A 23096-nucleotide genomic window follows, 5' to 3' on the forward strand; every position below is an offset into this window, starting at 1 on the left:
TGGCAGGAGCGGCAAAAGCCCCTCCTGCATGGTGCGAATTGTTACCGAAGAGCCGTCACCGCATTCTCGATGCGATCGCAGGCTGCCCTGATCGCATCCATCGATGTCGCGATGGACAGACGGAAATATGGCGACAGGCCATAGGCAGTGCCCTGGAGCGCGGCCACGCCAACACCATCCAATAGATAGAGCACGAAATCGAGATCGGTTTCGATCGTCTTCCCATCCGGCGTCTTCTTGCCGATGACACCGGCGCAATTCGGAAACAGATAGAAGGCTCCATCCGGCACAAGGCACGACAAGCCGGGGATGGCGTTCAATCGCGCGCAGGCATAGTCGCGACGCTCCTTGTAGACCTTCACGCTTTCGCTGACGAAGGACTGATCGGCTGTCAGTGCGTGTGCCGCAGCTGCCTGGCTCACCGAGGATGGGCAGGACGACATTTGCGACTGCAGCTTGTTGATCGCGGCAATGATCGGCGCCGGGCCGGCGGCATAGCCGATGCGCCAACCGGTCATCGCGTAGGATTTCGATACGCCATTGGCGAGCAGAACACGATCCTTCAGCGCCGGCACGGCCGCCACCAAAGTCGTCATCGGCTCATCACGGAACCAGACCTGATCATAGATGTCGTCGGAGAGAACGAAGACATGGGGATAACGCAGGAGCACCGCGCCGAGTGCCTCCAATTCGGCCCGTGTGTAAGCAGCGCCTGTCGGATTGGATGGAGCGTTCAGGATCAGCCAGAGCGTCTTCGGCGTGATGGCCGCTTCGAGCGCTTCGGGAGTCAGCTTGAAGCCCTGCTCCTGCGGGCATTGCACGATGACCGGTTTGCCATCATTGGCGATGACCATATCGGGATAGGAGACCCAGTAGGGCGCGGGAATGATGACCTCCGCATCGCCTTCGACGCTGGCCATCAGTGCCAGGAACAGGATCTGCTTTGCACCGCCGCCGACGCAGATCTCGTTATCGGCATAACGCAGGCCGAGACGACGTTCGAAGTCACTGATGATCGCCTTGCGAAGCGCCGGCGTGCCGTTCACGGCGGTGTATTTCGTCTCGCCGCGATCGATGGCCGCATGTGCGGCGGCCTTCACATTCTCCGGGGTATCGAAATCGGGCTCGCCCACCGTCATGTCGATGATATCGCGGCCGACTGCCTTCAGTTCGCGGGCGCGCGCCGCCGCCGCCGTGCTGGGCGACACTTTGATTCTCGACACGCGCGATGCAGGCACAAAAGTGCTCATGGGAGTTTCCTCAGTTCTGGTTGTGAGCTGTTCAACGCGGCATTAATGAACGGCGTCGGTTTCACCGCGCATCTTTCCGGTCAGGAAGAGTTCGCCAAGCTCATCATGCGTGATGTCCTTCGGCAGGCCGTCCCAGATGACTTTGCCGAGACGCAGGATAACGGCGCGCTCGGCGACCTCCATTGCCTTCTTCGTGTTCTGCTCGACAAGAAGGATCGTCTGGCCTGCGGCGTGAAGACGGAGAAGCTCATCGAACACCACGCCGATGGCCGCTGGCGACAGGCCGACGGAAGGCTCGTCGACCAAAAGAACTTTCGGCCGCTGGAGGACCGCCATGGCCACTTCAAGCAGTTGCTGTTCCCCACCCGACATGTTGCCGGCAAGCGTCGAGCGGCGCGTTTTCAGGATCGGAAACAGATCATAGACATAGTCCCGATCTGCCTTCACTTTGGCATCACGGATCGTATAGGCCGCCATCTGCAGGTTTTCGTCGACGGTCATCACCGGAAAGTTGCAGCGCCCCTGGGGCACAAAGGAAATACCCTCCCCCAGAATGGCGCGCGACTTGTAGCCGGCTATGTTCTTGCCGCGCCAGCCGATGCTGCCGCCCTTGATGGTGGTCATGCCGTAGAGCGTCTTGAGCAGCGTCGACTTGCCCGCTCCGTTTGGCCCCATCAGCGCGACGAACTGGCCGGCGGGTACATCGAGGTCGACGCCGTTGAGGATATCGAGATTGCCATAGCCTGCCTTCAGGCCCTGGATCGAAAGGTTGGAATCAGCCTCCAAGATAGGCCTCCCTGACGCGCTGGTCCTGAATGATGTCTTGCGGCAAGCCCTCGACGAGCTTCGTTCCCTGATCGAGAACGATCACGCGTTGGCAAATGCTGGTCACGACATCGATGTTGTGCTCAATCACCAGGAAGCTGACGCCGAGCGACTTGTTCGCATAGAGGATCGTCTCGACCACCCGCTCGATGATCTTCGGATTGATGCCGGCCATCGGCTCGTCGAGCAGAATGATCTTCGGTTCCGGCATCAGCATCGACGCGAACTGAATCAGCTTCTGCTGGCCGCCGGAGAGATTACCCGCCGGCTGGTGGCGCACATCCCACAGGCCCGCCATCTTGATGAGATCGCGTGCTCTTTCCCGCAGTCCGGCGATCCGCTGGCGCGACAGCCTGCCAAGCCCGAATGTCGACAGCAGCGACGGAAAGGTGAACATCTGGCCGGCAATGACGAGGTTCTCCTCCACATCGAGCGACTTGAACGTCACGGTCTTCTGAAACGAGCGGAGCATGCGGCCCTCGCGGGCAATGCGGTTCAGCGACCAGCCGGTAATGTCCTGACCATCGAGGATGACGGTTCCTGAATCTGGCTTGGCGAGGCCCGTGCTGCAGTCGAAGAAGGTCGACTTGCCGGAGCCGTTCGGCCCGATCAGCCCGGCGATCTCACCGCGGTCGATATGGATGCTGACGTCGTTGACGGCCTTGACCGCACCATAGGACTTGCTGAGGTTCTTGATCTCGAGAATGGGGAGATGGCTCACTTCGCACCTCCGATCGCATTCCAGAAGCGATTGATGAGTGGAGCAAAACCCTTCTTGAACCAGAAGACGAGCACCAGAAGACAAAGCCCGTAGGCGATCATCCGAAGTTCCGGCGTGACGCGCAGCGCTTCCGTCAGGCCGACGAAGAGGAGGCTACCGAAGACGGTTCCCGAGATCATCCCCGCGCCGCCGCCGAGCACGATGATCAGCATTGTCGTCGAATAATACATCTGGAACGTCAGCGGGCTGACGACGGTCAGATAGTGAGCGTAGAGACTGCCACCCACCCCGGCGAAAACGGCGCTGATCATGAAGACGATCAGCTTGTAACGCCACGTCGGAATACCGACGGACTCCGCAAGCGTTTCGTTCTCGCGGATGGCAATCATGTTACGGCCAGCCGGCGAGCGGACGATCGCCCAGACGACAAGGGTTGCGAGCGCACCGACGGCCAGAGCCAGATAATAGAAGTTCGTGGTCCCCGAGACAGTGAAGGACCACGGGCCGAGCGCGAAATGCGGCTTCGGTATTCCCGACAATCCCATGTCGCCGCGGGTCACGGAGATCCAGTTCTTGGCGATCGCCTGGCCGATGATGACGAAGCCGAGCGTACACATTACGAAGGATGTCGAACGCAAGCGTAACGCTGGAATACCAAGCGGAAGCGCAATCGCTCCGGCAACGAGCCCCGCGGCGACCGCGTTCACATAGAATGGCGTCCCATAGGTGACCGCGAGAAGTCCGGCTGTGTATGCGCCAATGCCGAAGAAGGCGGCCTGGGCGAGGGAAAGCAGTCCCGTATAGCCGACGAGCAGGTTCAGCCCATGAGCCGGAAGCATGAAGATGAGCGCGATGATCAGCGCGTGCGTGACGTAACGGCTGCCGATGAAGGGAGCAGCAAGCGCAAGCACGAGCAGGATGGCGGCAAGCGGAACACGAAAATCGCGCCGGCGCAGCTGTTCAGTCGTTTCCGCGAGAGACATATCGAGTCCTCAAAATTCGAGAAAGTTTCGGCGGGATGCGCTTAGAAGCGCGCCTGCGTCGAGAAGAGCCCATGCGGTCGCCACATCAGCATCAGAATGAGCGTTGCAAAGCCGACCGTGTCGCGGAATTGAAGCCCCACATAGGTCGCCACCAGGCTTTCCGCGATGCCCAGGATCATGGCCGCGAAGAATGTGCCGCGAACGTTTCCAAGGCCGCCCATGATGATGATCGGCAGCGTCTTGAACGTGATAAGTTCTCCCATGCCGCCATAGACGCTGACGTTGACCGGCGCGGTCAGCACGCCGGAGAGCGCGGCCAGTGCCGCCCCCAGGACGAAGGTCCGCAGCACCACCTGCGGCACGTCGATGCCGACGACTTCACAGCACTCGACATTCTGGGACACGGCGCGCATGGACTTGCCCATGCGGCTGTAGGTGACCATCAACTCAAGGCCGATGAAGACCAGCAGACAGACGACCAGAATGATGATGCGCTGCTCCGCCAGACTGAATCCGAGGATCGAGACCGGCTCGATATATCCGCCGGAAAAGAATTTGTATCCGCCGCCGAAGACGAGGATCACCGTGTTCTGCAGAACGAGTGCGATACCAAGCGTGGCAAGCACCCCGGACTCTGCCGGAGCGCCGACCATGCGTTGCATGACAAGCTTTCCCACGACATAAGCGACGACGATCGTCGAGAGGACGCCCACTATGATGGACGCTTCATAGGACAAGCCGAGATAGTCGATCGCGAACCATGCCCCGAAGGTCCCGAGCATGTAATATTCGCCATGGGCGAAATTGATAGCCCTGAGCACGCCGAAGATCATCGTCATACCAACAGCGACGATCGCATAGACCGAGCCCGTCACGATACCGTTGATGACCTGCTCGAGGATGGTCGAGAACATGGTGATATTCCTCGCGCTCGGTTATTGGGCAGGGTACTGGATGTCCGCCGTATAGGCGCCCTTGATGCTCGGCTTGCCGTTCTCGATCTGGAGAAGGATCATCGGCAGGCGCGCCTGGTTGTGATCGTCGAAGGTGACCTCACCGACGGGGCTGTTGTATTTTATCTTGGAGAGCGCCGCGCGCACCTTGTCCTGTTCGATGCTGCCCGCCTCGTGGATAGCCTCGGCAAGCAGATGAACGGTGTCCCAATGGACGTAGGCGTGGTTGTTGGGCGCTTCTTTATAGGTGGCGGTGAACTTTTCGACAAAGGCCTTGCTGGCCGGTGAATCCCATGCCGGTATCCAGGCGGCGGCCTCGACAGCACCTTCGAGCGCCGTCGGAGCGGATTTAATGGTCTTCTCGGTGTTGAACTCGCCGTTGCCGATCAGGGTTACCTTGCCAGCAAGACCAAGCTCGATCATCTGCCGCGCAATGATCGGCGTTGTATCGGCAAGGCCGTACAGGATGATCGCCTGCGCGCCATTGTCCCGGATCTTCGCCAGCACGCTGCGGAAGTCGACTTCGCCTTCCTTGTAATAATCCTCGCTAAGGATCTCACCCTTGAACTGCGGCAGGTATTTCTTGGTGAACTCGATGGCAGAGCGACCATAGTCGCTGTCGACGGAAAGGACTGCAAATTTGGTAAAGCCGCGCTGTTCGGCGGCATACTTCGCAACGATAAGCGCGCGGTTTTCATCCGTGGGGTAATTGCGGTAGGTCCACTTGAAACCGCCGACGCCCGCTCCGTATGTGATCTTCGGATTTGACGAGGCGGCGTTCAGCAGCAGGACTTCGGCGTCCTCCACGACGGGCTGCATCGCAAGCGTCACCGAGCTGGAGACGTCGCCAATGACGAAGCCGACTTCGTCTTCATCGATCAGGCGGCGAGTGGCAGAGACCCCTTCGACAGGCGTACCCTGGCTGTCGGCATTGTAGAGCTCGATCTTATGCCCGTCGACGCCGCCGGCATCGTTGATTTCCTTCACGGCGAGCTCCGCGCCATGCATCGAAAATGCACCATATCGGGCGTTCGGGCCGCTCATCGGCGCGACGATCCCGAGCTTGATGGGAGCGCCTTCGGCTCTCGCCGCGCTCGAAATATTCGGCGCGAGCGTCACCAGTGCCAGCAAGGCGGTAGAAATACAAAGTGCTCTGCGGGTTATCGTATGCATCATGTTCCCACTCCGTTTTCGGATGCGATCGCCCGGCTTTTGCCGTGACGTGCCTGGTGCCGCTTTTGCGGTTCTTCCTCGTCACAGTAGGTTCATAGACGCGTATCTGGCCAACACAACTCCATTCTGCCGCCATAGCGTTTCTTTATGGCGAAGCGCCATTTCCGACCGGCGGTTTTGTGCGCGAAGGCTGGAATTGCGACATTGCTCGTGTAGGATCACACGATGACGAACACCTCAGATCCGCATCATGACGATGCAGAAATCCACCTCAGCGCTGACGAGGCTATCGTGCTCTTCGAGCTTCTGTCTCGCTGGTGCGATTCGAAGGCAATTCATACCCCTACCCCCGACAGCAAGTGTTTCGAAAGCACGGCGGAATGCGCCGTGCTCCACGGCGTTCTCGCAAGTCTTGAGAAACAACTCGTCGCTCCGTTTAAGGAAGACTACCATCAGATCGTAAAAGAGGCGCGGCGGCGGCTGGTGGACCTTTGGGATTATCCGACCCTTAAAGGCTGATCGGCGGCAATGAGTGGAGACGTGGCGCTGTGACAAAGCTTTGAAAGTAGTTGTTGGCAGCCCATTCCGAAAGCGACCGCACCTGGCATTCGAGATTGAAATCGAACGCCAAATTATGTGTCCTTACATTGACACCTACACTACCGCACCTACCCGTTTGGGCGTCTATACGCAGGGTAGAGACGGTTGTATTGATAGGTCGTTCACTACCCGGTGAACCATACTGCGCCAGGCGTTAACGCCCCCAACCTACGCCTGGCGCCCCCTCCGCCAATGGATACTCCTCGCTGCGCCAGCATGATGGCGTCGGGATTTCAGGCAAGCTTCATCGTCCAAACACACGGGACATGAGCCGAGGGAACTATCAACAGCGCCAGGAATACGCCCCCACCAATATCGCAAACAACTCCGCCGGTTCGCTCGCAAGGTCACCTGCGCGCGCCCTGCATATTAGAAATCTTTTCTACGATCATGCGGGTTATTTGGCATCAACCGGAATGGTCATCCAGATGCTCGCGCCATATAGTCTATTAAATTAGTAGATTATAAACGCTGCCCCGCCGAATACACTCGGTAATCCAGTCGGCAGGGCAGATTTTAGCGGGTGATCGCAATGGCAAAACAAGTGATCGAATATGCCGGCGTGCCGGTGGGAATCGTCGTTCCGGACAGGGACCTGCTGAAGTTCATCGCCGTCAAGTTTCATGTGCATGATCTTGACGGCCAGCACTTTGCCTCCGCCTCCGACGTGCAGCGGGCAATCCACAAGCTGATCTCGGCCTCTGGCAACCGCGTCGATCGCGCCGCCTGATCGGAGGGATGTCATGGGCAGGCTGCGCCACTTCTTCCGTCTCTCCGCCCAGCGCGACGATCTTGAAACGAGGCTGCTTGCTCAGGAGTATCGCTTCCTGCTCCTGGACGATCATTTCGACGACGGCATCGACAGGGAACTGCAATCGAGATGCGACGAGCTCTCCGCTGAAATCTCGGCGCGCCGCTACCGGCATCATCGTTGACAGTCCGCCTCGCCTCCCTTTGCGACGATCGGCCTCTGCCATGATCGACAACAAAAGCACTGTAGCGCTCAACCAGGAACAGAATGCATGCCAAACGGATTTTTCGCCAAAAGAGCCCTCGTGTTGCGAACCACATTGAGAGCAGCAGTTCTCGCTGCCGTCATCCCGTTTGCCTTCCAGAATACGGCCCTTGCAGACCAAAAAGTGCTTCTGTCCTATGAGGCGACGCCTTCCGCAGGGTTCCATCTGCCACGGCTCGCCCAGGCGAGTTATGGCGACCGGGCGGCCTTCTCGGCCGAAGTGCCGAAAGACATCGTACCGAAGATCATAGTGGCCAATGGCATCGACCCCGGGACCCTGGAGACGGAGGTAACGCCCGGCGGGTATCTTCTGAAAACCAACGCCTCGCTTCAGACCGAAGGAGCACTTGATGATGCCGTGGCAGATCGCCTGGCCGGCTCTCTTGGTTATATCTTCCGCCAGTATAGCGTCCTCGTCTCTCGCCTGGACGACACAGCTGGCAGCACCGGTTTCGTTGTCGTGCGGTTCCCCAAGGATAGCCTCAACGCCGCCGTCGCGCAGAAATTCTTCGAGACGGCAGAGGCGTCGAAAAAGGGCTTGGGCGGCGGCTACACGGCATTCGGGGACGAGCAAATCTTCCTCAACGTCACGAATTCCGAAGGAAAACCCTATAGCGGCCTCGACGACACAACCTTCCTTGACGGCCTGAAGCAAGCTGCCGCATCGTTTGGCGCACCGGCGCCGGAAGTATCTGCCTCCGGCAGGGCAACGGCACGCTTTATCGGGAATGATTGGGACAAGTCCAAAGAAGGCGAAGACTATATCAACCGGCTCGGCGGGCCGGATTCCGAGCTGATGAAAAAACTGGACGAAATCAGCAAGGACTATGCATCCCTCGTCGCGAAGACAGCCGAAAGCAAAGGTTGGAACAAGGGTGAATGAGGGCTCGCACCCGGCACGAAAGCACGAGTCGGGTTCAGCGAGAACAGGCGATCCAATACTATAGCCAATATTCGAAGGCCCCATCCATGTCCGTTACAGTCCAGCCACTCGGTCTTGATCACGCTGTCATTGGCGTTCTCGACCAACTCGATGCCGCAGCGGCGGTTTACCGCAAGCTTGGCTTCACGCTGACCCGGCGGGGCTATCACACGCTCGGCTCCATCAACCATCTTGCCGTCTTCGGCGAGACCTATCTCGAGCTTCTGGGATTTCCGCCGGGGGACGATAAGAAACGGAGCGATCTCTGGTCCTATCCGGTCGGCCTGAATGGTCTTGCCTTTCGCACGACCGACGCTGCAACCTTGCGAGGCGAACTGGCCACCGCCGGCAAACCGGTAACCGACTGGAAAGACTTCTCCCGCCCCGTTGACGTGGATGGCGTACAGAAACCTGCCAGTTTCCGGACCTTCCAACTCGGCCAGGACGCGATTTCCAATGGCCGCTTCTTCTTTTGTCAGCACAATACGCCGGAGCTGGTGTGGCGCCCGGTCGATCAGGACCATCCGAACAGCGTTTTGGATATCAGTGACGTCTTTATCGTCAGCCGTAAGCCTCAAACGATTACCGAACTCTTCGACGGGCTCCCAGCGACGACGGCGCCCCGGATCGACAAGGATGGTATTGTCATCCAAGCTGGCGGCGTCACGATCCATATCCTTTCTGAGGACAAGGCCGTCGCCCGTTTCGGATCAGCCATTCCGCAGAGCTTTGAGGGCAATGAGCGAAAGGTCGCCCTCGGACTAAAAGTCCGCTCACTCAAGACCGCAGCAGATGCCCTCGCGCTCGGCGGTTTTTCGCCTCTAGCCTTCGAGAGCGGCTGGCTTGTCGATGCTGTCGCCGCCAATGGCGTCGCGCTTTGGTTCAGGGAATAGCAAGGACTCACACCGACATCATGAAGCTCGAGTCACGTCCCTCCAGGACGATTGGCTCGATCTGCGGTTCGGCCGTTAAGAGGAACACCGCCCAGAAACGAAAAAGCCTGCCGCGGGAGGAGGTGCGGCAGGCTTTTCGAAAAGAACCGAACAGCGACTGGGAGGAGGAGTGTCGCTGTTCCTACAGACGTCCCTGGGAGGAGGAGTGGGCCGTCTGAAATTCGAAGCTCTGCGGGAGGAGGTGCATCGCTTCGATGGTTTGAAGATACTCCGAATATAAATCATTACCATGCCTTATGCTGCACTGCAGCTATGCAAGAAATACATGCCGGAAAGAATTCGCGATGGAAGGCCCGCCTGACAGGCTTCGGCCATGGAAGACCGACGCAAAAACGCCCGCGTCATGCGCGGGCGTCGAGCAGTCTTGGAGGCGATAAGTCCGTGCGGTTAGCGCGCGACCGATGCGCGGGCAACGCTGCGGATGTCGGCGCGATCGATGCCGAGGTCCTGCAGTTCGCGGCTGGACATGCGGCCGAGTTCGTTAACGGTCTGACGGAACTTGCGCCAATTGTTGAAAGAGCGTGCTACGTTCATGATAATCCCCTTTCCTGAGGGCTGATGACGTCAGCAACCTTGCTCGGCTCCGGCGTCGTTTCGATGGTTGGAACATAGGCGTTTCAATCGGTTTAAAACAGACACAATCTCTCACGGCACCTATGCATGTAACGCAACGGTTTCGTGGATTCCACAAAGGATGATTGTTTTTTAGGCCTTGAAGAGATCGAAACCATCAACGGGTCGACATCCGGGTAGCCACGGACGACGGGCGATTTCATGTTGCGCCGCGGCAAACATGCGGATTATAAACGATGCACTCACCACGGACCCGGTGAAACTCCGGGTGGCTCTTCTGGCCGCCGATCCGCCAGATAACGCAAAACCTGCATGCCATCCAAACAACCGCTCAACAGAGCGTGTTCGCCATGCTTTGCGAGAACTCATCATATGCAGCTTTCATCCATCCGTCGGGATTGGTCTGCCAATCCCATGCGCGAAATGCTCGCTGGAGCCGTCGCAACATTCGCGCTGATCCCCGAGGTCATCGCCTTTTCCTTCGTTGCGGGTGTCGACCCGCAGGTCGGCCTGTTCTCGTCTTTCGTCATCGGCATCGTCATCGCCTTTACGGGCGGGCGCCCCGCGATGATCTCGGCGGCGGCTGGATCGGTCGCACTCGTTGCCGCCCCCCTGGTCCACGCACACGGGCTGCCTTACCTCTTCGCTGCCGGATTGCTGGCGGGCCTTTTTCAGATCCTGTTCGGGCTCTTGCGTCTCGGCGTCCTCATGCGGTTCGTTTCAAAGTCGGTCCGCACCGGTTTCGTCAACGCGCTGGCGATTCTGATCTTCGCGGCCCAGCTTCCGCATATCATCGGGGGAGACTGGATCGCCTACGCCATGCTGGCGGCCGGCCTAGCGATCATCTACCTGGCTCCGAGGATCACGACGGCGATCCCGTCGCCATTGATCTGCATTCTCATTCTGACCATCGCCTCGATGGGCCTCCAGCTTCCGGTCATGACCATCGCCGACCTCGGGAAACTACCGGACTCTCTTCCGGTCTTTGGCTGGCCCGCGGTTCCGCTGACCTTGGAAACGCTGAGGATCATCGCTGGCCCAGCGCTCGCCATCGCCATGGTGGGCCTGCTCGAATCCATGATGACGGCCAGCGTCGTTGACGATCTTACCGACACTCCGAGTTCGAAGAACAGGGAATGTACCGGCCTCGGCATCGCCAATGCGGCCGCGAGCCTGTTCGGCGGGATCGCCGGCTGCGGCATGATCGGCCAGACCGTCAGCAATGTGAAATACGGCGGACGCGGACGTCTCTCCACCCTGTTTGCAGGTGCCTTCCTGCTGGTTCTGATGGTCCTCTTGAAGCCATGGGTTTCTCAGGTTCCCGTAGCGGCACTCGTGGCCATCATGGTGATGGTGTCGATCGATACTTTCGACTGGTCGTCATTGCGCGCGGTCGTCATTCATCCCAAGATGTCGAGTGCAGTCATGGTCGCGACCGTTCTCGTTACGGTGTTCAGCGCCAATCTGGCGCTGGGCGTAACTGTGGGCGTCCTCCTGAGCGGCGTTTTCTTCACCTTCAAGGTCGCCCGCCTATTGCGGGTGGAAACCGAGACGGACGCTTCAGCCGGTCGTTTGACATATCGCGTCTCGGGCCAAGTCTTTTTCGCATCCGCCGATGTCTTCGTCGAGGCCTTCGACATTCAGGATGCGAGCGATATGGCGGTCCTCATCGACGTGTCGCAAGCACACTTCTGGGACATTACCGCTGTCGCGGCGCTGGAGAAGGTGGTGCAGCGGTTCAAGGCGCATGGCATTCCAGTGGATGTTGCGGGTCTCAATCAGGCCAGTTCCACGCTCATCAGAAGCCTCGACGGGTCGATGAAGCTGAAGGAGACCTGATTGAAATTGGCGGCCACCAGTTTCAGATGACCCCGTTCAACCATATAGGCCCGGAAAACAACATTGTTTCGGCATGTGGCGCTCCCCGGTCCGCGTGGTGTCTATCCGCCTTGCCGGCGAGGATCTCGTCGTGACATTGTCGAACCGCAGCACCATTGTCGCTCCGCGCGGCGGAATAATCAGGATATCAGCCATGAAAGTCGGATTTGTCGGAACGGGCGCGATCACCGAGGCGATGGTGACCGGTATGCTGACGGGGTCACCTCTTGCAAGCGAAGTCATCATCTCGCCTCGCAACGCCGATGTTGCGGCAAGACTGGCGGAAAAATTTCCGGCAGTGCGAATTGCCGCCGATAACCAGGCGGTCGTCGATGCCTGCGAGATTCTGTTCCTGGCGATCCGGCCACAGGTCGCCGAGGATGTCGTCAGGGGCCTCAACTTCCCCGAAGGCCAGGTTGTGGTGAGCGTGATCGCCGCCGTGGATCGCGGCACGCTCACCGAATGGATCGGTCAGAACGTTCGCCTGACGCAGGCGGTTCCCCTGCCGTTTGTTGCCCAGCGCGAAGGTGTGACCACAATCTATCCGCCGGACCGCGACGTCGCTTCGCTATTCTCTTCTTTGGGAACTGCCGTCGAATGCGACACCAAAGAGGAATATGACCTGCTGGCGGCGGCAAGCGCGATGATGGCTACATATTTTGGCATCATGGATCGCGCCACAGGCTGGCTCACTGATAAGGGAATGCCGGAACGCACGGCACGCGCTTACCTGGCTCCGCTTTTCGCCAGCCTCTCACAGACCGCGCTCAAGTCCAGCGAGATTCCATTCGAGGAGATGAGCCGCGAGTTTGCGACGAAGGGCGGTCTCAACGAGCAGGTCCTGTCCGACTTCGACCGCAACGGCGGCATGACAGCACTGACGGCAGCGCTCGACCGCGTGCTCATACGGATCACCAATGGCTGATGCCATGGAATGGTGTCCTCGGCGAGGTCGACATTCATCCATGATCCTTAAATGATTGCCCACTGAAACTCCGGCGCGAAACACTGAGCCGGAGCCAAAGTCGAGGGCATCATGACATCATAGCTTGGCCGCCTTGATGAAACGCGGATCGAAAGTCTTGTCGTAGGGCACGTCGGCATCGGCCAATTCCGGGTCAAGCGTCTTCAGGACGCTCATCATCGATTTGTAGCCTTCCTCGCTGATCATGCCGTCAGGTGAATACATTTCCTTCGAATTCTTGAAGGCCTGTATGTAAAGGTCGCGGTTTCCGAGAAGGTAGTCTTCAGGCACGGTATCTGCCACGTCTTCCGGCTTTGCCTGCTCGATCCATTTCAAGGCCTTCAGGAAGGCATTGGTCACCCGTTGCGTCGTCACCGGATTGGCCTCGGCGAAGCTGCGCTGGATATAGACCGTTGCGGCCGGGTTCGGGCCGCCGAACAGCGCGCGTGTTCCAGCCTCCGTCCGCGTATCGATCAGGACAGAAACCTGGTCCTCATACTGAAGCTGGGCGATTACCGGATCGAGATGCGACAGGCCATCGACCTCGCCGTTCTTGATCGCCGCAACGGCGCTTGCGCCGCCGCCTATGCCGATCAGTGCGACATCGGTGGGCGCCAGCCCGTTCTTCTGCAACGCATATTGCAGCATCAGCGCGGTCGATGAACCGGGCGCCGTCACCCCGATTTTGCGGCCCTTGAGGTCGGCCACGGACTTGATCTCGCCCGCGAGTTCCTTGCGTACGGCAATCACGATCCCGGGGAACCGGCCCAGGCCGCAGATGGCGACGATATCCTGCCCCTTGTTCTGCATGCGGATCGTGTGCTCGTAGGCGCCGGCGACGACATCGACCGAACCGCCGATCAGCGCCTGCAGCGATTTCGCGCCCCCGGCAAAATCGTTGATCGTGACGTTCAGCCCCTCTTCCTTGAAGAAGCCCTTCTTTTCGGCAATCGTCAGCGGCAGGTAATAGAGCAGCGGCTTGCCGCCGACGGCGAGCGTCAGATCCGGCTTTTCCGGCTTCGCGTCATCGGCGATGGCCGGCACGCTTGCCTGAAAGAAGGCGGCAGCACCGATGCTGGCTGTGCCGATCAAGAATGTCCTGCGTTCCATGTTTTCCTCCACTCATCGAAATTGAAATCGCTTAATGCCGCCACCGCAGCATGTGCCGCTCGACCTTCGTCATCAGCCAATCGACGATGAGGACGAAGGCCATCAGCACGAACATGCCGGCAAAGACGCCGGTCACATCGAACACGCCTTCGGCCTGCTGGATGAGATAGCCGAGGCCTGCGGCCGAACCCAGATATTCGCCGACCACCGCGCCGACGACGGCAAATCCCACCGAGGTATGGAGGCTCGAAAACATCCAGGACAAGGCCGAGGGAATATAGACGTGGCGCAGCAGCTGCCTCTCGTTCATGCCGAGCATGCGGGCATTGGCAAGCACGGTCGGGCTGACTTCCTTGACGCCCTGATAGACGTTGAAAAAGACGATGAAGAAAACGAGCGTGACGCCGAGCGCCACCTTCGACCAAATGCCGAGACCGAACCATAGGGCAAATATCGGTGCCAGGACGACGCGCGGCAAGGCATTGGCGGCCTTCACATAGGGGTCGAAGACAGCGGCCACCACGGGCCGCCGCGCAAACCAGAAACCGAAGGCCACCCCGCCGATCGCACCGATAAAAAATGCCAGAAGGGATTCCGACAGCGTTACCCAGAGATGATACCAGATCGATCCGTCGGCGAACCATTTCACGATGCGCGCGGCAACCTTGAGCGGATCGGCAAAGAAGAATGCGGCAGTTCGCGGGTTGCCGAAGACATGCGTTGCCGTTGCGAGATACCACGCACCGACGATGACGATCGCCACCAGCAATTGGCAGGCCAGGAGCTTCGTTCTGGTCATTGGGCGGCCACGTTGGTCTGCTGATAGGCGGTCATGACTTCTTCTCGCAGCGCATGCCAGATGCTTTTATGCAGTTCGGTAAAGGCTGGGTCGTGGCGGATTTCGGCGATATCGCGCGGCCGGGGGATCGAGACGCGGAAATCGCCGATGATCCGGGATTTCGGCCCAGCCGACATGATGACGATGCGATCCGCAAGCGCAATCGCCTCATCGAGATCATGTGTGACGAACATCACCGCCTTCTTGTCCTCCGACCAGAGGTTCAGGAGAAGGTCGCCCATGATGAGGCGGGTCTGTGCGTCGAGCGGACCGAACGGTTCGTCCATCAGCAACAGCTTCGGATTGCGGATGAGCACCTGGGCCAATCCGACCCGCTTGCGCTGACCACCTGACAACATGCGCGGATAACGATCGGCAAAGCCGCCGAGACCAACGCGCTCAAGCCATTCCATCGCCAATTTGCGCGCTTCATTCGCTGGCACGCCGGATACTTCCAGGCCGATGGCGACGTTTTCGAGCACGGTTTTCCATGGCATCAGCGAATCCTGCTGAAACAGGTAGCCGGCTTGCCTGTTCAGCCCCTTCAGAGGCCGCCCAAAAATCTCGACCGACCCGGATGCCGGTTCTAGCAGCCCAGCCGCCACGTTGAGAAGCGTGGATTTGCCGCAGCCGGTCGGCCCGACAATGGCTAGAAATTCGTCGCCCGCCACATCGAGATCGGTGTCAGCCACCGCATCGAAGCGCTTGCCGCCAGCAATCCCGAAAGAAATCGACACATTATTCAGGCGAACAGCCCGAGGAGCCGCAATCGTCACGGCTTCCGCTTTCGATTGAAATTTTTCCAACTCTCCCGAACCCATCATTCAACAAGCGACACCACAAAGAGCTAGGCCTATCGGACACCAGGCAATTGCGATCCAACCCATTGCATTATCATTCGGAGCGCACAAACTTGAGCGGCGGACCTATCCAATGCCGCTGAACTGCGTTCATCGATGAAATGACATAAGTTGCCTCGCCTCGCTGTCTCCTCCAGGCAGCGCTCCACCCGCCCAATCTGGCATCATGCAGCGTATTTTCCATAACATTTTCATTATGAAGCGGCCAGCATGTCGTTTGTCTTTTAATCTCAAGGGACCGTGATTGCTACCGACAAAAGCACTTCACACTGCGCTTAGTGCGCCGCCGTTAGAAACACGCGCCCAATGAGGTCGCCATCGGAGCGACGGAGGTTGCAAGCCACCGACATTGTTCGGCGGTCCATGGCCGTCAGCTCCACGCTGAGCGGTTCGCCGATGCCCGCATTGCCCAGGAAGAAGCTATCCCTTTGGGTTATGTTGCGGAATGCGCCGTCGGGAAACCAGCTTTCTAAGGCTCGCGCGACGAAAGCCTGGAAGTGGGCGAAATAGAGCAAGCCGGCTCCATTGAATTCCTGGGTTGTGGCAGGTTGAAAACGAAAATCCCGCAGAACATTCCGATCCGCCACCGCCATGCCGAGATGGGTTTCGCAACGACCGTTGCGGACGTCCGATGCAATCCGGGCAAGCGTGTTTTCCAGCCGCACCGGAAAACAATGTGTACCGGGCAACTCGACGCGAGCGATCGACACATTGTCGTTCTCGCGCGTCCGACGAACAAAGGCCGAGAGGAGCTCGACATCGCTGATTGGCTCTCCATCGACGAGAAGCCGGTGTCGTGAGGAAACCTGGGTCTTCGACACCGGTTCAAGCACGGACTGAATACACAGCACCTGATTGGCGCGCGCCCGATCGAGCTGCGCATTTGTCAGCGATGTCGCGCAGATCGCCGCATAGGTTTCGGTCCCGTCGGCGGTGCGAAAGTCCGCATCGTCCATGCCCATGCGCCTTGCCAACAGCAGCCAATGACGGTGTCCGAGTTCCTTCATCAGCCAGGTCTCGGAGAGGCCGAAGGGCGTCAGCTGTGGCATGCCGAGCAGAATATGCGGTTCGAGCGCTTGTTCCATCAGCGCGCGCCGGGAGGGCTGGCGGAACATCTCGACATTGCGGATCGCGAGGCTCATCCGTTCGCTGCCTGCTTGAGCACCGATCGGTCGTTGGCCAGCCGTTCCACAAGTTGACCCACCACATATTCCGCATCCTTTCCGACGCTGAGGAAGCGGCCGGAGCCCCATGTCCAAAGCCAGGGCATGCCAAGGACATAACTTCCTTCTACGCTGGTGACGCCACGCCGATGAACGGGATAACCGGTGCCGTCGAAAATCGGCAAGCCGACAAAGGACCAGTCCGGCCGGAAACCCGTCGCCCAGATGACCGCGCCGATACCTTCAGCCACAAGGTCGATTTCCGCAGGTTCGATCTCCGGCTCCCACAGCGGAACATAGGGCGAGCCAGCCGGTGCATCGATGTTGTTTGCGGCTATGTGCTTGTCGATCAGCGCGTTGATGCCATTATAAACCCGGTCGGCGTCGTCGAGATTGGCCCTGAGGTTCGGCTCGAACAGCATCTTGCCATTCGAGACGCCGGACATCCGGCCGTAAAGCGCCATGCCCTCCAGCGCGAATTTCCGCAGGTCGATATCCCGGCCGCCATCCCGACCTGTCAGATAATGGTTGGTGTCATGCTTCTTCTTGCCCATGCCGTCATGTTCGACCGTTATGTCATACTGGCCGACATCGGAAAGCCAGTCGACCACGTCGCGGCCTCGATAGAAGCGCGCGCAACGCGGTGCATTGCCGGTCGCCATATGCACCTTGCGACCGGCGAGATGCAGGTCCTCGGCAATCTGGCAACCGGACTGTCCGGAGCCGACGACGATGACCCCGCCCTCGGGCAGTTGATCGGAATTCCGATAATCGGCGGTATGAAGCTGCATGATGTTATCCGGCAGGCGCTCGGCGGCGCGCGGTATGGCCGGATCGCTATAGAGACTGGTGGCGAGGATCACGCTATCGGCGGTTACCGTTCCGGCTGAGGTTTCGATCCTATAGAGATCGCCAGCCTTTTCGAGCGCGGTCACCGCAGTATGTTCGAAGACCGGCGCGTCGACCTTGCGAATAAACCGGTCGACATAGCCAATGATCTCGTCCTTGACCATGAAGCCATGCGGATCGTTACCGTCATAGGGATGATCCGGCAACTGGCACTGCCAGTTGGGTGTGACCAGGCAGAAGGCATCCCAGCGCTGCTCCCGCCATTTGTGCGCCATGGTCTTCTTTTCGAACACGACATGATCAATGCCGTGCTCTCTCAGATAATGGCTCGCCGAAAGGCCGGCCTGGCCGCCGCCGATGACGACGGCACTGTAATGAGGCTCCAAAGTGGGCATAGCTTTTCCTTTTAGGGAATGAAGGTTTCACAGCGGACGCGGGCATCCGCGTCAGAGAGATAGGTGACGGCAGCGTGCTCGATGCGCGCAAGCTGGCCGCGCGCCAGAGAACAGGGATGGCCATATTTTGCCTCCACCCGGTCGCTGGCGATCGTCAGCGCCTTGCGGCTGCGGTCGAGAAAATCGGCAACGGGATAGCTTTCGCCCTCGGCCAGGAAATCGCGAATGACCAGCGAGGGCGAGTAACATTCCTCGCTGCGGCCGTCGGGCCAGGTGATGACAAAGCGCATCTCAGGCATGGGCATGCTCCAACAGACCGTGATAGACGGGAAGGTGGGCGGCGGCGACGCTGCTCCAGCTATGGCGCGCCGCGACCTCATACCCGCGCCTGCCGAGTGCCGTGTGAACGGCGGGCATCAGCGATACGACCATGGCATCGGCAACGGACGCAGGCTTGGCCGGATCGCACCAGACGACATCGTCCTCGCCGAGATATTCGTCGAAGGGAGCGATCGACGAGACGACCACAGGCACCCCGCTTGCCATGGCTTCCAGAACCACGAGCCCAAAACCTTCCTTTAAGGATGGAAACACCAGCGTACTGGCGAGACGATAGAGCGAGGGCATATCCTCGTCCGCGACGGTGCCGACCACATGAACGAAATTGGCCTCGCTCCCCATGGCGGCAAGCGCTTGCTGGAAGCGGCCGTGATAGCCGCGATGATCGAGCAGCGACGCACCGCCGGCGATGACGAGTTGCGCATCAGCATGCAGGACGCGCACCTGACGGAATGCCTCGAGAATGGCGATCGTGTTCTTGCGCGCCTCGACGCCACCAACCGAAAGAAAGATCGGCCCGTCCCGTAATCCAAGCCTCCGACGCAACGCGTCGGTCCTCTCTGCGGACACTTGCGTGAAACGTCCGGCGTCGACACCGTTTCCAACGTTAGTTGCAAGGATTGAACGGTCATTGCGCAGGGCCTTTTGCCATGTCGCGCTGACCGAGAAGTGCGCGTCGGCAAGATCGATCGAACGATCCTGCAATGCCATAAGACGCGGATCGGCGAAGCTATCGATGTGATGCACCGTGCGGGCAAAACGGGGGATCAATCCGCGTGCCTTGAGGGTTGCCAGCGCATTGCCTGAGATACCGTCATGGGCATGATAAACATCGAAGGATCGGGCAGCCGGATTTTCAAAATACCGCACATAGTCGGCAATCCGCTGCTCGACCATATCGGTCATGTCGGATAATGCAGCCTCGACCCGAATGCAGAGCGCCTCGCAGGACGGCGTGCGGAAAAACCCTTTGCCTGTCGCATCCGGCGCATGCAGCACGACCTCGTGGCCGAGACCGGTCAGCGCTTCGGCAAGCGACATGGAATGGACCACGCCGCCGCGCGGATTGGTGGAATGGGTCAGCATGGCAATGCGCAAGGACCGGCTCATGCGGGCACCTCCACACGGCCGAGCTGCAGCAGCGGTTCAGCCGCGTGATCTCGCACGACCGCGCGCGCGTTTTTGTCGACGATCGCCACTTCGCTTCCGGCCTTCACCCCGCCAATGGCGGCAGCGGCAATGCCGCGCGCGGTGAACCGTTCGATGACGGCATCGACCTTGTCAGGCGTCACCGACAGCAAATAGCCGTAGCTCGGGAAAGTGACGAGCCAGCGGTCGAGGCTTACGCCTTCCGGCAAGGGAATAGCCTTAACGTCGATGTCGATCCCGACCCCGGAACATTCCGCCAGCATGATCGCCGTGCCGATAATACCGCCTTGGCTGATATCCTTGGCCGCCAGCGCCAACCCCGCCCCCGCGATCTCCGGCAGGATGTCGAGGTCGCCGCGCAAACGTTCCGCGGGCGCCCCGATGGCCGCCTGAAAATTGCTGAACGGCTCGCGGTAAGCACCGCGATGATCGACGGCCGCCAACAGCACATCGCCCGGCTTTGCATCGAAACTGGTCAGCAGCTTTCTGGCGCGGCCAAGGATGGCGACCGAAAGCTGGCTCCGGTCGGTCCTGATATTGGTATGGCCACCGACGATCGGCACGCCGTATGTGCAGGCTGCGGCGCGCATGCCTTCGAGCACCGGTTTCGCGCCCGCTTCTCCATCGGCCCAGACCGCGTCGACGACAGCGATCGGCCAGCCGCCCATGGCGGCGATATCGGAAATGTTGACCATCACGCCACACCAGCCGGCAAACCAGGGGTCAATGGCGACAAACTCATTGATGAAGCCTTCGATGGCGAATAGCAGATAGCCGTCGCCATCGGCAATCGCGGCACAATCGTCACCGACAGCCACAGGCTGGCCGGCAAGCCCGAGGCTCGATGCCGCAAAGCCGATATCCTGCTTGGCTGCTATGCCCGAAGTCACAGCCAGCCGCGCGGCAAGAGCGGCGATGTCGAGGTCTCCGCTCATTACGCCGCCCTCTTCGGCAGCGCGACAAAGCCGGTTTCCGGCGTGCGGCAAGGCGGATAGTAGGAAAGATCGGCCTTCATCCTCAGATGCGGTTTGCCGTGGATTTCGAACTCGTCCAGAACCTCCCAATGCAGACGGCGAAACAGGAGGCCATTCTGGCTTTGCACATTGGCGAGAAATGTGTGGCAGCCAAAGGCATTGGCGGAGGAAACCGCAAGCTTGATCAGCGTCGTGCCCAGCGCGCCGATCGCCCGGAAATCCGAATGAACGGCAAGCCGCGAACCCCACCAGAGACCGGGTTCCTCCTCATGGATGCGGACCGTGCCCACCACGCGGTCGGCTGCGACCCCCATCATCGACAGGGCGACGATCGGGATCGCGTATTCGTCCATGCCGTCGCGATCATCGTCCCTGAATATCCCCTGCTCTTTGCAGAAAACATCGCGACGAAGCGCATAGGCCTCACGGCGCTCCCAGGCCGATGTGGTGAACTTCACCATGTATTCGCTGGCGTTGAACGCTGAGAACGGTTCGAAAATCATGGCGTCAACGTCCTCTCATAGGTGGAAAGGGCCGAGCAGGCGCCGCATTTGCCGCAACCGGCTTTGATGTCGACGGCCTTCAGACCGCTTGCGACCAACATCCGGGACAACGGGCCGAGGATCGAATGCATGAATTCCGGCTTCGGCGCAGGATGGCTTTCGAGCGGCGTGCCGGAGATCGGCACGAAGGGCACGACGAAGGGATAAACGCCGATTGCGATCAATTCCTCGCAAATTTCGAGGATCGCCTCGCGTGTATCGCCGAGCCCGGCAAGAATATAGGTCGAGACCTGACCGCGTCCGAAAACCTCGACGGCCGCCTTGAAGGACCGCATGTATTTCTCGATCCCGACCTGCGCCTTGCCCGGCATGATGCGGGCGCGGATCTCAGGGGTCACGACTTCGAGATGCATGCCGAGCGCATCGACGCCGGCATCCTTCATGCGCTGGAACCAGATATCGTCCTCCGGCGGCTCGCACTGGGCCTGGATCGGCAGATCAACGGCCGCCTTGATGGCCCTGGCGCTTTCGGCGAGCACAGCGGCGCCGCGATCGTCGCCCCTCGGCGTTCCGGTCGTCATCACCATATGCTTGACGCCATCCAGCTCGACCGCGGCTTTCGCCACTTCGGCCAGCTGCGCCGGCGTTTTGTGGGCGATCGTCCTCCCCGCCGCCAGCGACTGGCCGATGGCGCAGAATTGACAGGTCTTGGTGCGGCTCTGGTAGCGGATGCAGGTTTGCAGCACGGTTGTCGCCAGCACGTCCTTGCCGTGCAGGACCGCGATCTGCGAATAGGGAATGCCCTCTGCCGTCGAGCGCTCATAAAATCTCGGGCGGAGCGGAAAGGACACTTCGCCGATGACGGTGCCATCGCGACTGATCCGGCTCTTGCCCGTCTCGTCCGGCCTTTCGACCAGATAGGGGCTTTCGAAGGCCGGCGCCGTGTGCACCGGCACCATGACGGTCATGCCGTCGATGGTCAGCGCCTTGTGGTCGGACGGCCCTGCTCCGCCGCGCCGGCTTTCCTGGCCGGCCTTGGGATCAACCAGCCGGGCTCCGAAGGACTGCAATTCGTTGATCAGCGTTTCCGTCGAAAGACGCATCCTGTTCTCCATCGGTCATGTCGGTTGTCAATGTCTCGCCGGGGAAGGCGTCGGGTATGGTCGATGCCCTCATCGGCGCGGCCGGCCGCGCATCCATGACGAGGTGCAGCAACTCGGGCCGGGCATAGTGGCCGACCGAATCCATCATGCGCTTGCGCTTGAGAATGAGGCTCATGTCGAGATCGGCGACGAGGATACCCTCGCCTTCGGTGAGTGGCGGTACGAGATGCTTACCTTCGGGGGAAATGATCGCCGTCATGCAGCCGCCCCGCAGCGCCTTTTGCAGGCCCGCATCCGGCGTGATCGAAACGATCTGATCATCCGTCAGCCATCCCGTAGCATTGACGACAAAGCAGCCGCTTTCCAGCGCGTGATGGCGGATCGTCACCTCCATCTGATCGGCAAAGATCGGCCCAACCATGGAGCCCGGAAACTGGGCAATGTGGATTTCCTCGTGCTGCGCCATCAGCGCATAGCGGGCAAGCGGATTGTAGTGTTCCCAGCAGGCCAGCGCGCCGATGCGGCCAATGGCGCTGTCGACGACCTTCAGGCCCGAGGCATCGCCCTGGCCCCAGATCATCCGCTCGTGAAAGGTCGGGGTGATTTTGCGCCGCTTCAGGATCAGACTGCCATCGGCATCGAAAAGCAGTTGCGTATTGTAGAGCGTGCCATGATCGCGCTCGTTGACGCCGAGCGCCACGACGATGCCATGTTCGCGAGCTGCGGCCGCCACGCTTCTTGTGGTAGCACTCGGTACTGCCACCGCCTCTTCGTAGAGCCGCAGGTGCTCCTTGCCGGACAAGACCGGGGGCAACACGAACGAGAAATATGGATACCACGGTACAAAGGTCTCGGGAAAAACCACAAGCTCCGCGCCTTTGGCGGATGCCTGGGCGATCGCCTCGATCACGCGTGCCACCGTCTTTTCCCGCGATGTCAGATCCGGCGCAATCTGGACGGCTGCGACCCGGACGGTCGACTTTTTCTGCATGGCGAACTCCTT

25 protein-coding genes and 1 other annotated feature are annotated in these 23096 nt (G+C 59.8%); of the genes, 7 read left to right on the forward strand and 18 right to left on the reverse strand.

Annotation, left to right across the window (positions count from 1 at the left end):
• Nucleotides 1–41: 41 nt before the first annotated feature.
• Genes PMI03_RS05240 through PMI03_RS05265 form a run of 6 tightly spaced genes read right to left on the reverse strand, consistent with a single transcriptional unit; the run spans nucleotide 42 to nucleotide 5908 of the window.
• Nucleotides 42–1250 (reverse strand): aspartate transaminase, encoded by a 1209-nt coding sequence (locus tag PMI03_RS05240; RefSeq protein WP_007690616.1) that lies wholly within the window; start codon nucleotides 1248–1250, stop codon nucleotides 42–44.
• Nucleotides 1251–1292: 42 nt separating this feature from the next.
• Nucleotides 1293–2036, reverse strand: coding sequence for an ABC transporter ATP-binding protein (locus PMI03_RS05245; RefSeq protein ID WP_007690620.1), 744 nt, complete (start codon nucleotides 2034–2036; stop codon nucleotides 1293–1295).
• Nucleotides 2026–2796: an ABC transporter ATP-binding protein gene (locus tag PMI03_RS05250; RefSeq protein WP_007690622.1), complete on the reverse strand. Its 771-nt coding sequence runs from the start codon at nucleotides 2794–2796 to the stop codon at nucleotides 2026–2028. The genes PMI03_RS05245 and PMI03_RS05250 overlap by 11 nt, the downstream gene beginning before the upstream one ends.
• Nucleotides 2793–3779 (reverse strand): branched-chain amino acid ABC transporter permease, encoded by a 987-nt coding sequence (locus PMI03_RS05255; protein ID WP_007690624.1) that lies wholly within the window; start codon nucleotides 3777–3779, stop codon nucleotides 2793–2795. The genes PMI03_RS05250 and PMI03_RS05255 overlap by 4 nt, the downstream gene beginning before the upstream one ends.
• A gap of 41 nt (nucleotides 3780–3820) precedes the next feature.
• Nucleotides 3821–4693, reverse strand: a complete 873-nt coding sequence (locus tag PMI03_RS05260; RefSeq protein ID WP_007690626.1) for a branched-chain amino acid ABC transporter permease — start codon at nucleotides 4691–4693, stop codon at nucleotides 3821–3823.
• 21 nt (nucleotides 4694–4714) lie between these two features.
• Nucleotides 4715–5908: an ABC transporter substrate-binding protein gene (locus tag PMI03_RS05265; protein WP_007690629.1), complete on the reverse strand. Its 1194-nt coding sequence runs from the start codon at nucleotides 5906–5908 to the stop codon at nucleotides 4715–4717.
• Nucleotides 5909–6130: 222 nt separating this feature from the next.
• Here PMI03_RS05265 and PMI03_RS05270 point away from each other — a divergent pair, with 222 nt between their 5' ends.
• The 5 genes from PMI03_RS05270 to PMI03_RS05290 all read left to right on the forward strand — a co-directional run bounded on the left by PMI03_RS05270 (nucleotide 6131) and on the right by PMI03_RS05290 (nucleotide 9335).
• Entirely contained in the window at nucleotides 6131–6424 is a 294-nt protein-coding gene (locus PMI03_RS05270; RefSeq protein ID WP_007690631.1) for a hypothetical protein, read from the forward strand.
• A gap of 613 nt (nucleotides 6425–7037) precedes the next feature.
• Complete coding sequence (locus tag PMI03_RS05275; RefSeq protein WP_007690633.1) at nucleotides 7038–7235, forward strand: hypothetical protein; 198 nt, start codon at nucleotides 7038–7040, stop codon at nucleotides 7233–7235.
• 13 nt (nucleotides 7236–7248) lie between these two features.
• Nucleotides 7249–7440, forward strand: a complete 192-nt coding sequence (locus tag PMI03_RS05280; protein WP_007690634.1) for a hypothetical protein — start codon at nucleotides 7249–7251, stop codon at nucleotides 7438–7440.
• An 87-nt stretch (nucleotides 7441–7527) separates the two neighbouring features.
• Complete coding sequence (locus PMI03_RS05285) at nucleotides 7528–8403, forward strand: hypothetical protein (protein ID WP_007690636.1); 876 nt, start codon at nucleotides 7528–7530, stop codon at nucleotides 8401–8403.
• Between the two features lie 86 nt (nucleotides 8404–8489).
• Nucleotides 8490–9335 (forward strand): VOC family protein, encoded by an 846-nt coding sequence (locus tag PMI03_RS05290; RefSeq protein ID WP_007690638.1) that lies wholly within the window; start codon nucleotides 8490–8492, stop codon nucleotides 9333–9335.
• 447 nt (nucleotides 9336–9782) lie between these two features.
• On the opposite strand, the gene PMI03_RS30890 is transcribed toward PMI03_RS05290, so the two are convergent.
• On the reverse strand, nucleotides 9783–9929 hold the full coding sequence (locus PMI03_RS30890; protein WP_007690640.1) for a DUF1127 domain-containing protein: 147 nt from the start codon (nucleotides 9927–9929) through the stop codon (nucleotides 9783–9785).
• A gap of 285 nt (nucleotides 9930–10214) precedes the next feature.
• Nucleotides 10215–10270, forward strand: a sequence feature (sul1 is cis-regulatory element that is thought to sense ions involved in sulfur or methionine metabolism; They are found in Alphaproteobacteria).
• A 70-nt stretch (nucleotides 10271–10340) separates the two neighbouring features.
• Here PMI03_RS30890 and PMI03_RS05295 point away from each other — a divergent pair.
• Both PMI03_RS05295 and PMI03_RS05300 read left to right on the forward strand, forming a co-directional pair.
• Nucleotides 10341–11807, forward strand: coding sequence for a SulP family inorganic anion transporter (locus tag PMI03_RS05295; RefSeq protein WP_007690642.1), 1467 nt, complete (start codon nucleotides 10341–10343; stop codon nucleotides 11805–11807).
• A 193-nt stretch (nucleotides 11808–12000) separates the two neighbouring features.
• Entirely contained in the window at nucleotides 12001–12771 is a 771-nt protein-coding gene (locus PMI03_RS05300) for a pyrroline-5-carboxylate reductase (protein ID WP_007690644.1), read from the forward strand.
• A 117-nt stretch (nucleotides 12772–12888) separates the two neighbouring features.
• On the opposite strand, the gene PMI03_RS05305 is transcribed toward PMI03_RS05300, so the two are convergent.
• The 11 genes from PMI03_RS05305 to PMI03_RS05355 all read right to left on the reverse strand — a co-directional run bounded on the left by PMI03_RS05305 (nucleotide 12889) and on the right by PMI03_RS05355 (nucleotide 23084).
• Nucleotides 12889–13920: an ABC transporter substrate-binding protein gene (locus PMI03_RS05305; protein WP_007690645.1), complete on the reverse strand. Its 1032-nt coding sequence runs from the start codon at nucleotides 13918–13920 to the stop codon at nucleotides 12889–12891.
• A 31-nt stretch (nucleotides 13921–13951) separates the two neighbouring features.
• The gene (locus tag PMI03_RS05310; RefSeq protein ID WP_007690647.1) at nucleotides 13952–14719 is read right to left on the reverse strand and encodes an ABC transporter permease; all 768 of its coding nucleotides are present in this window, start codon (nucleotides 14717–14719) and stop codon (nucleotides 13952–13954) included.
• Entirely contained in the window at nucleotides 14716–15579 is an 864-nt protein-coding gene (locus tag PMI03_RS05315) for an ABC transporter ATP-binding protein (protein ID WP_052034259.1), read from the reverse strand. The genes PMI03_RS05310 and PMI03_RS05315 overlap by 4 nt, the downstream gene beginning before the upstream one ends.
• A gap of 314 nt (nucleotides 15580–15893) precedes the next feature.
• Nucleotides 15894–16760: a Pnap_2097 family protein gene (locus PMI03_RS05320; RefSeq protein ID WP_007690651.1), complete on the reverse strand. Its 867-nt coding sequence runs from the start codon at nucleotides 16758–16760 to the stop codon at nucleotides 15894–15896.
• Nucleotides 16757–18025, reverse strand: coding sequence for an MSMEG_0569 family flavin-dependent oxidoreductase (locus PMI03_RS05325; protein WP_007690657.1), 1269 nt, complete (start codon nucleotides 18023–18025; stop codon nucleotides 16757–16759). Before PMI03_RS05325 ends, PMI03_RS05320 begins: the two co-directional genes overlap by 4 nt.
• An 11-nt stretch (nucleotides 18026–18036) precedes the next feature.
• Entirely contained in the window at nucleotides 18037–18324 is a 288-nt protein-coding gene (locus PMI03_RS05330) for an MSMEG_0570 family nitrogen starvation response protein (protein WP_007690659.1), read from the reverse strand.
• A complete protein-coding gene (locus PMI03_RS05335; RefSeq protein ID WP_007690661.1) occupies nucleotides 18317–19474 on the reverse strand; it encodes an MSMEG_0565 family glycosyltransferase in 1158 nt (385 codons plus the stop codon). The genes PMI03_RS05330 and PMI03_RS05335 overlap by 8 nt, the downstream gene beginning before the upstream one ends.
• Complete coding sequence (locus tag PMI03_RS05340) at nucleotides 19471–20448, reverse strand: sll0787 family AIR synthase-like protein (protein WP_007690663.1); 978 nt, start codon at nucleotides 20446–20448, stop codon at nucleotides 19471–19473. The genes PMI03_RS05335 and PMI03_RS05340 overlap by 4 nt, the downstream gene beginning before the upstream one ends.
• Nucleotides 20448–20990 carry an MSMEG_0567/Sll0786 family nitrogen starvation N-acetyltransferase gene (locus tag PMI03_RS05345; protein WP_007690665.1) on the reverse strand — a complete coding sequence of 181 codons (543 nt, stop codon included), beginning with the start codon at nucleotides 20988–20990 and terminating at the stop codon, nucleotides 20448–20450. The genes PMI03_RS05340 and PMI03_RS05345 overlap by 1 nt, the downstream gene beginning before the upstream one ends.
• Nucleotides 20987–22105, reverse strand: a complete 1119-nt coding sequence (locus PMI03_RS05350; protein WP_039973636.1) for an MSMEG_0568 family radical SAM protein — start codon at nucleotides 22103–22105, stop codon at nucleotides 20987–20989. Before PMI03_RS05350 ends, PMI03_RS05345 begins: the two co-directional genes overlap by 4 nt.
• Complete coding sequence (locus PMI03_RS05355; RefSeq protein WP_007690672.1) at nucleotides 22032–23084, reverse strand: Nit6803 family nitrilase; 1053 nt, start codon at nucleotides 23082–23084, stop codon at nucleotides 22032–22034. The genes PMI03_RS05350 and PMI03_RS05355 overlap by 74 nt, the downstream gene beginning before the upstream one ends.
• Between the last annotated feature and the right edge of the window lie 12 nt (nucleotides 23085–23096).

Origin of the sequence: Rhizobium sp. AP16 (assembly GCF_000281735.1) — a bacterium.
Lineage (GTDB): Bacteria > Pseudomonadota > Alphaproteobacteria > Rhizobiales > Rhizobiaceae > Rhizobium > Rhizobium rhizogenes.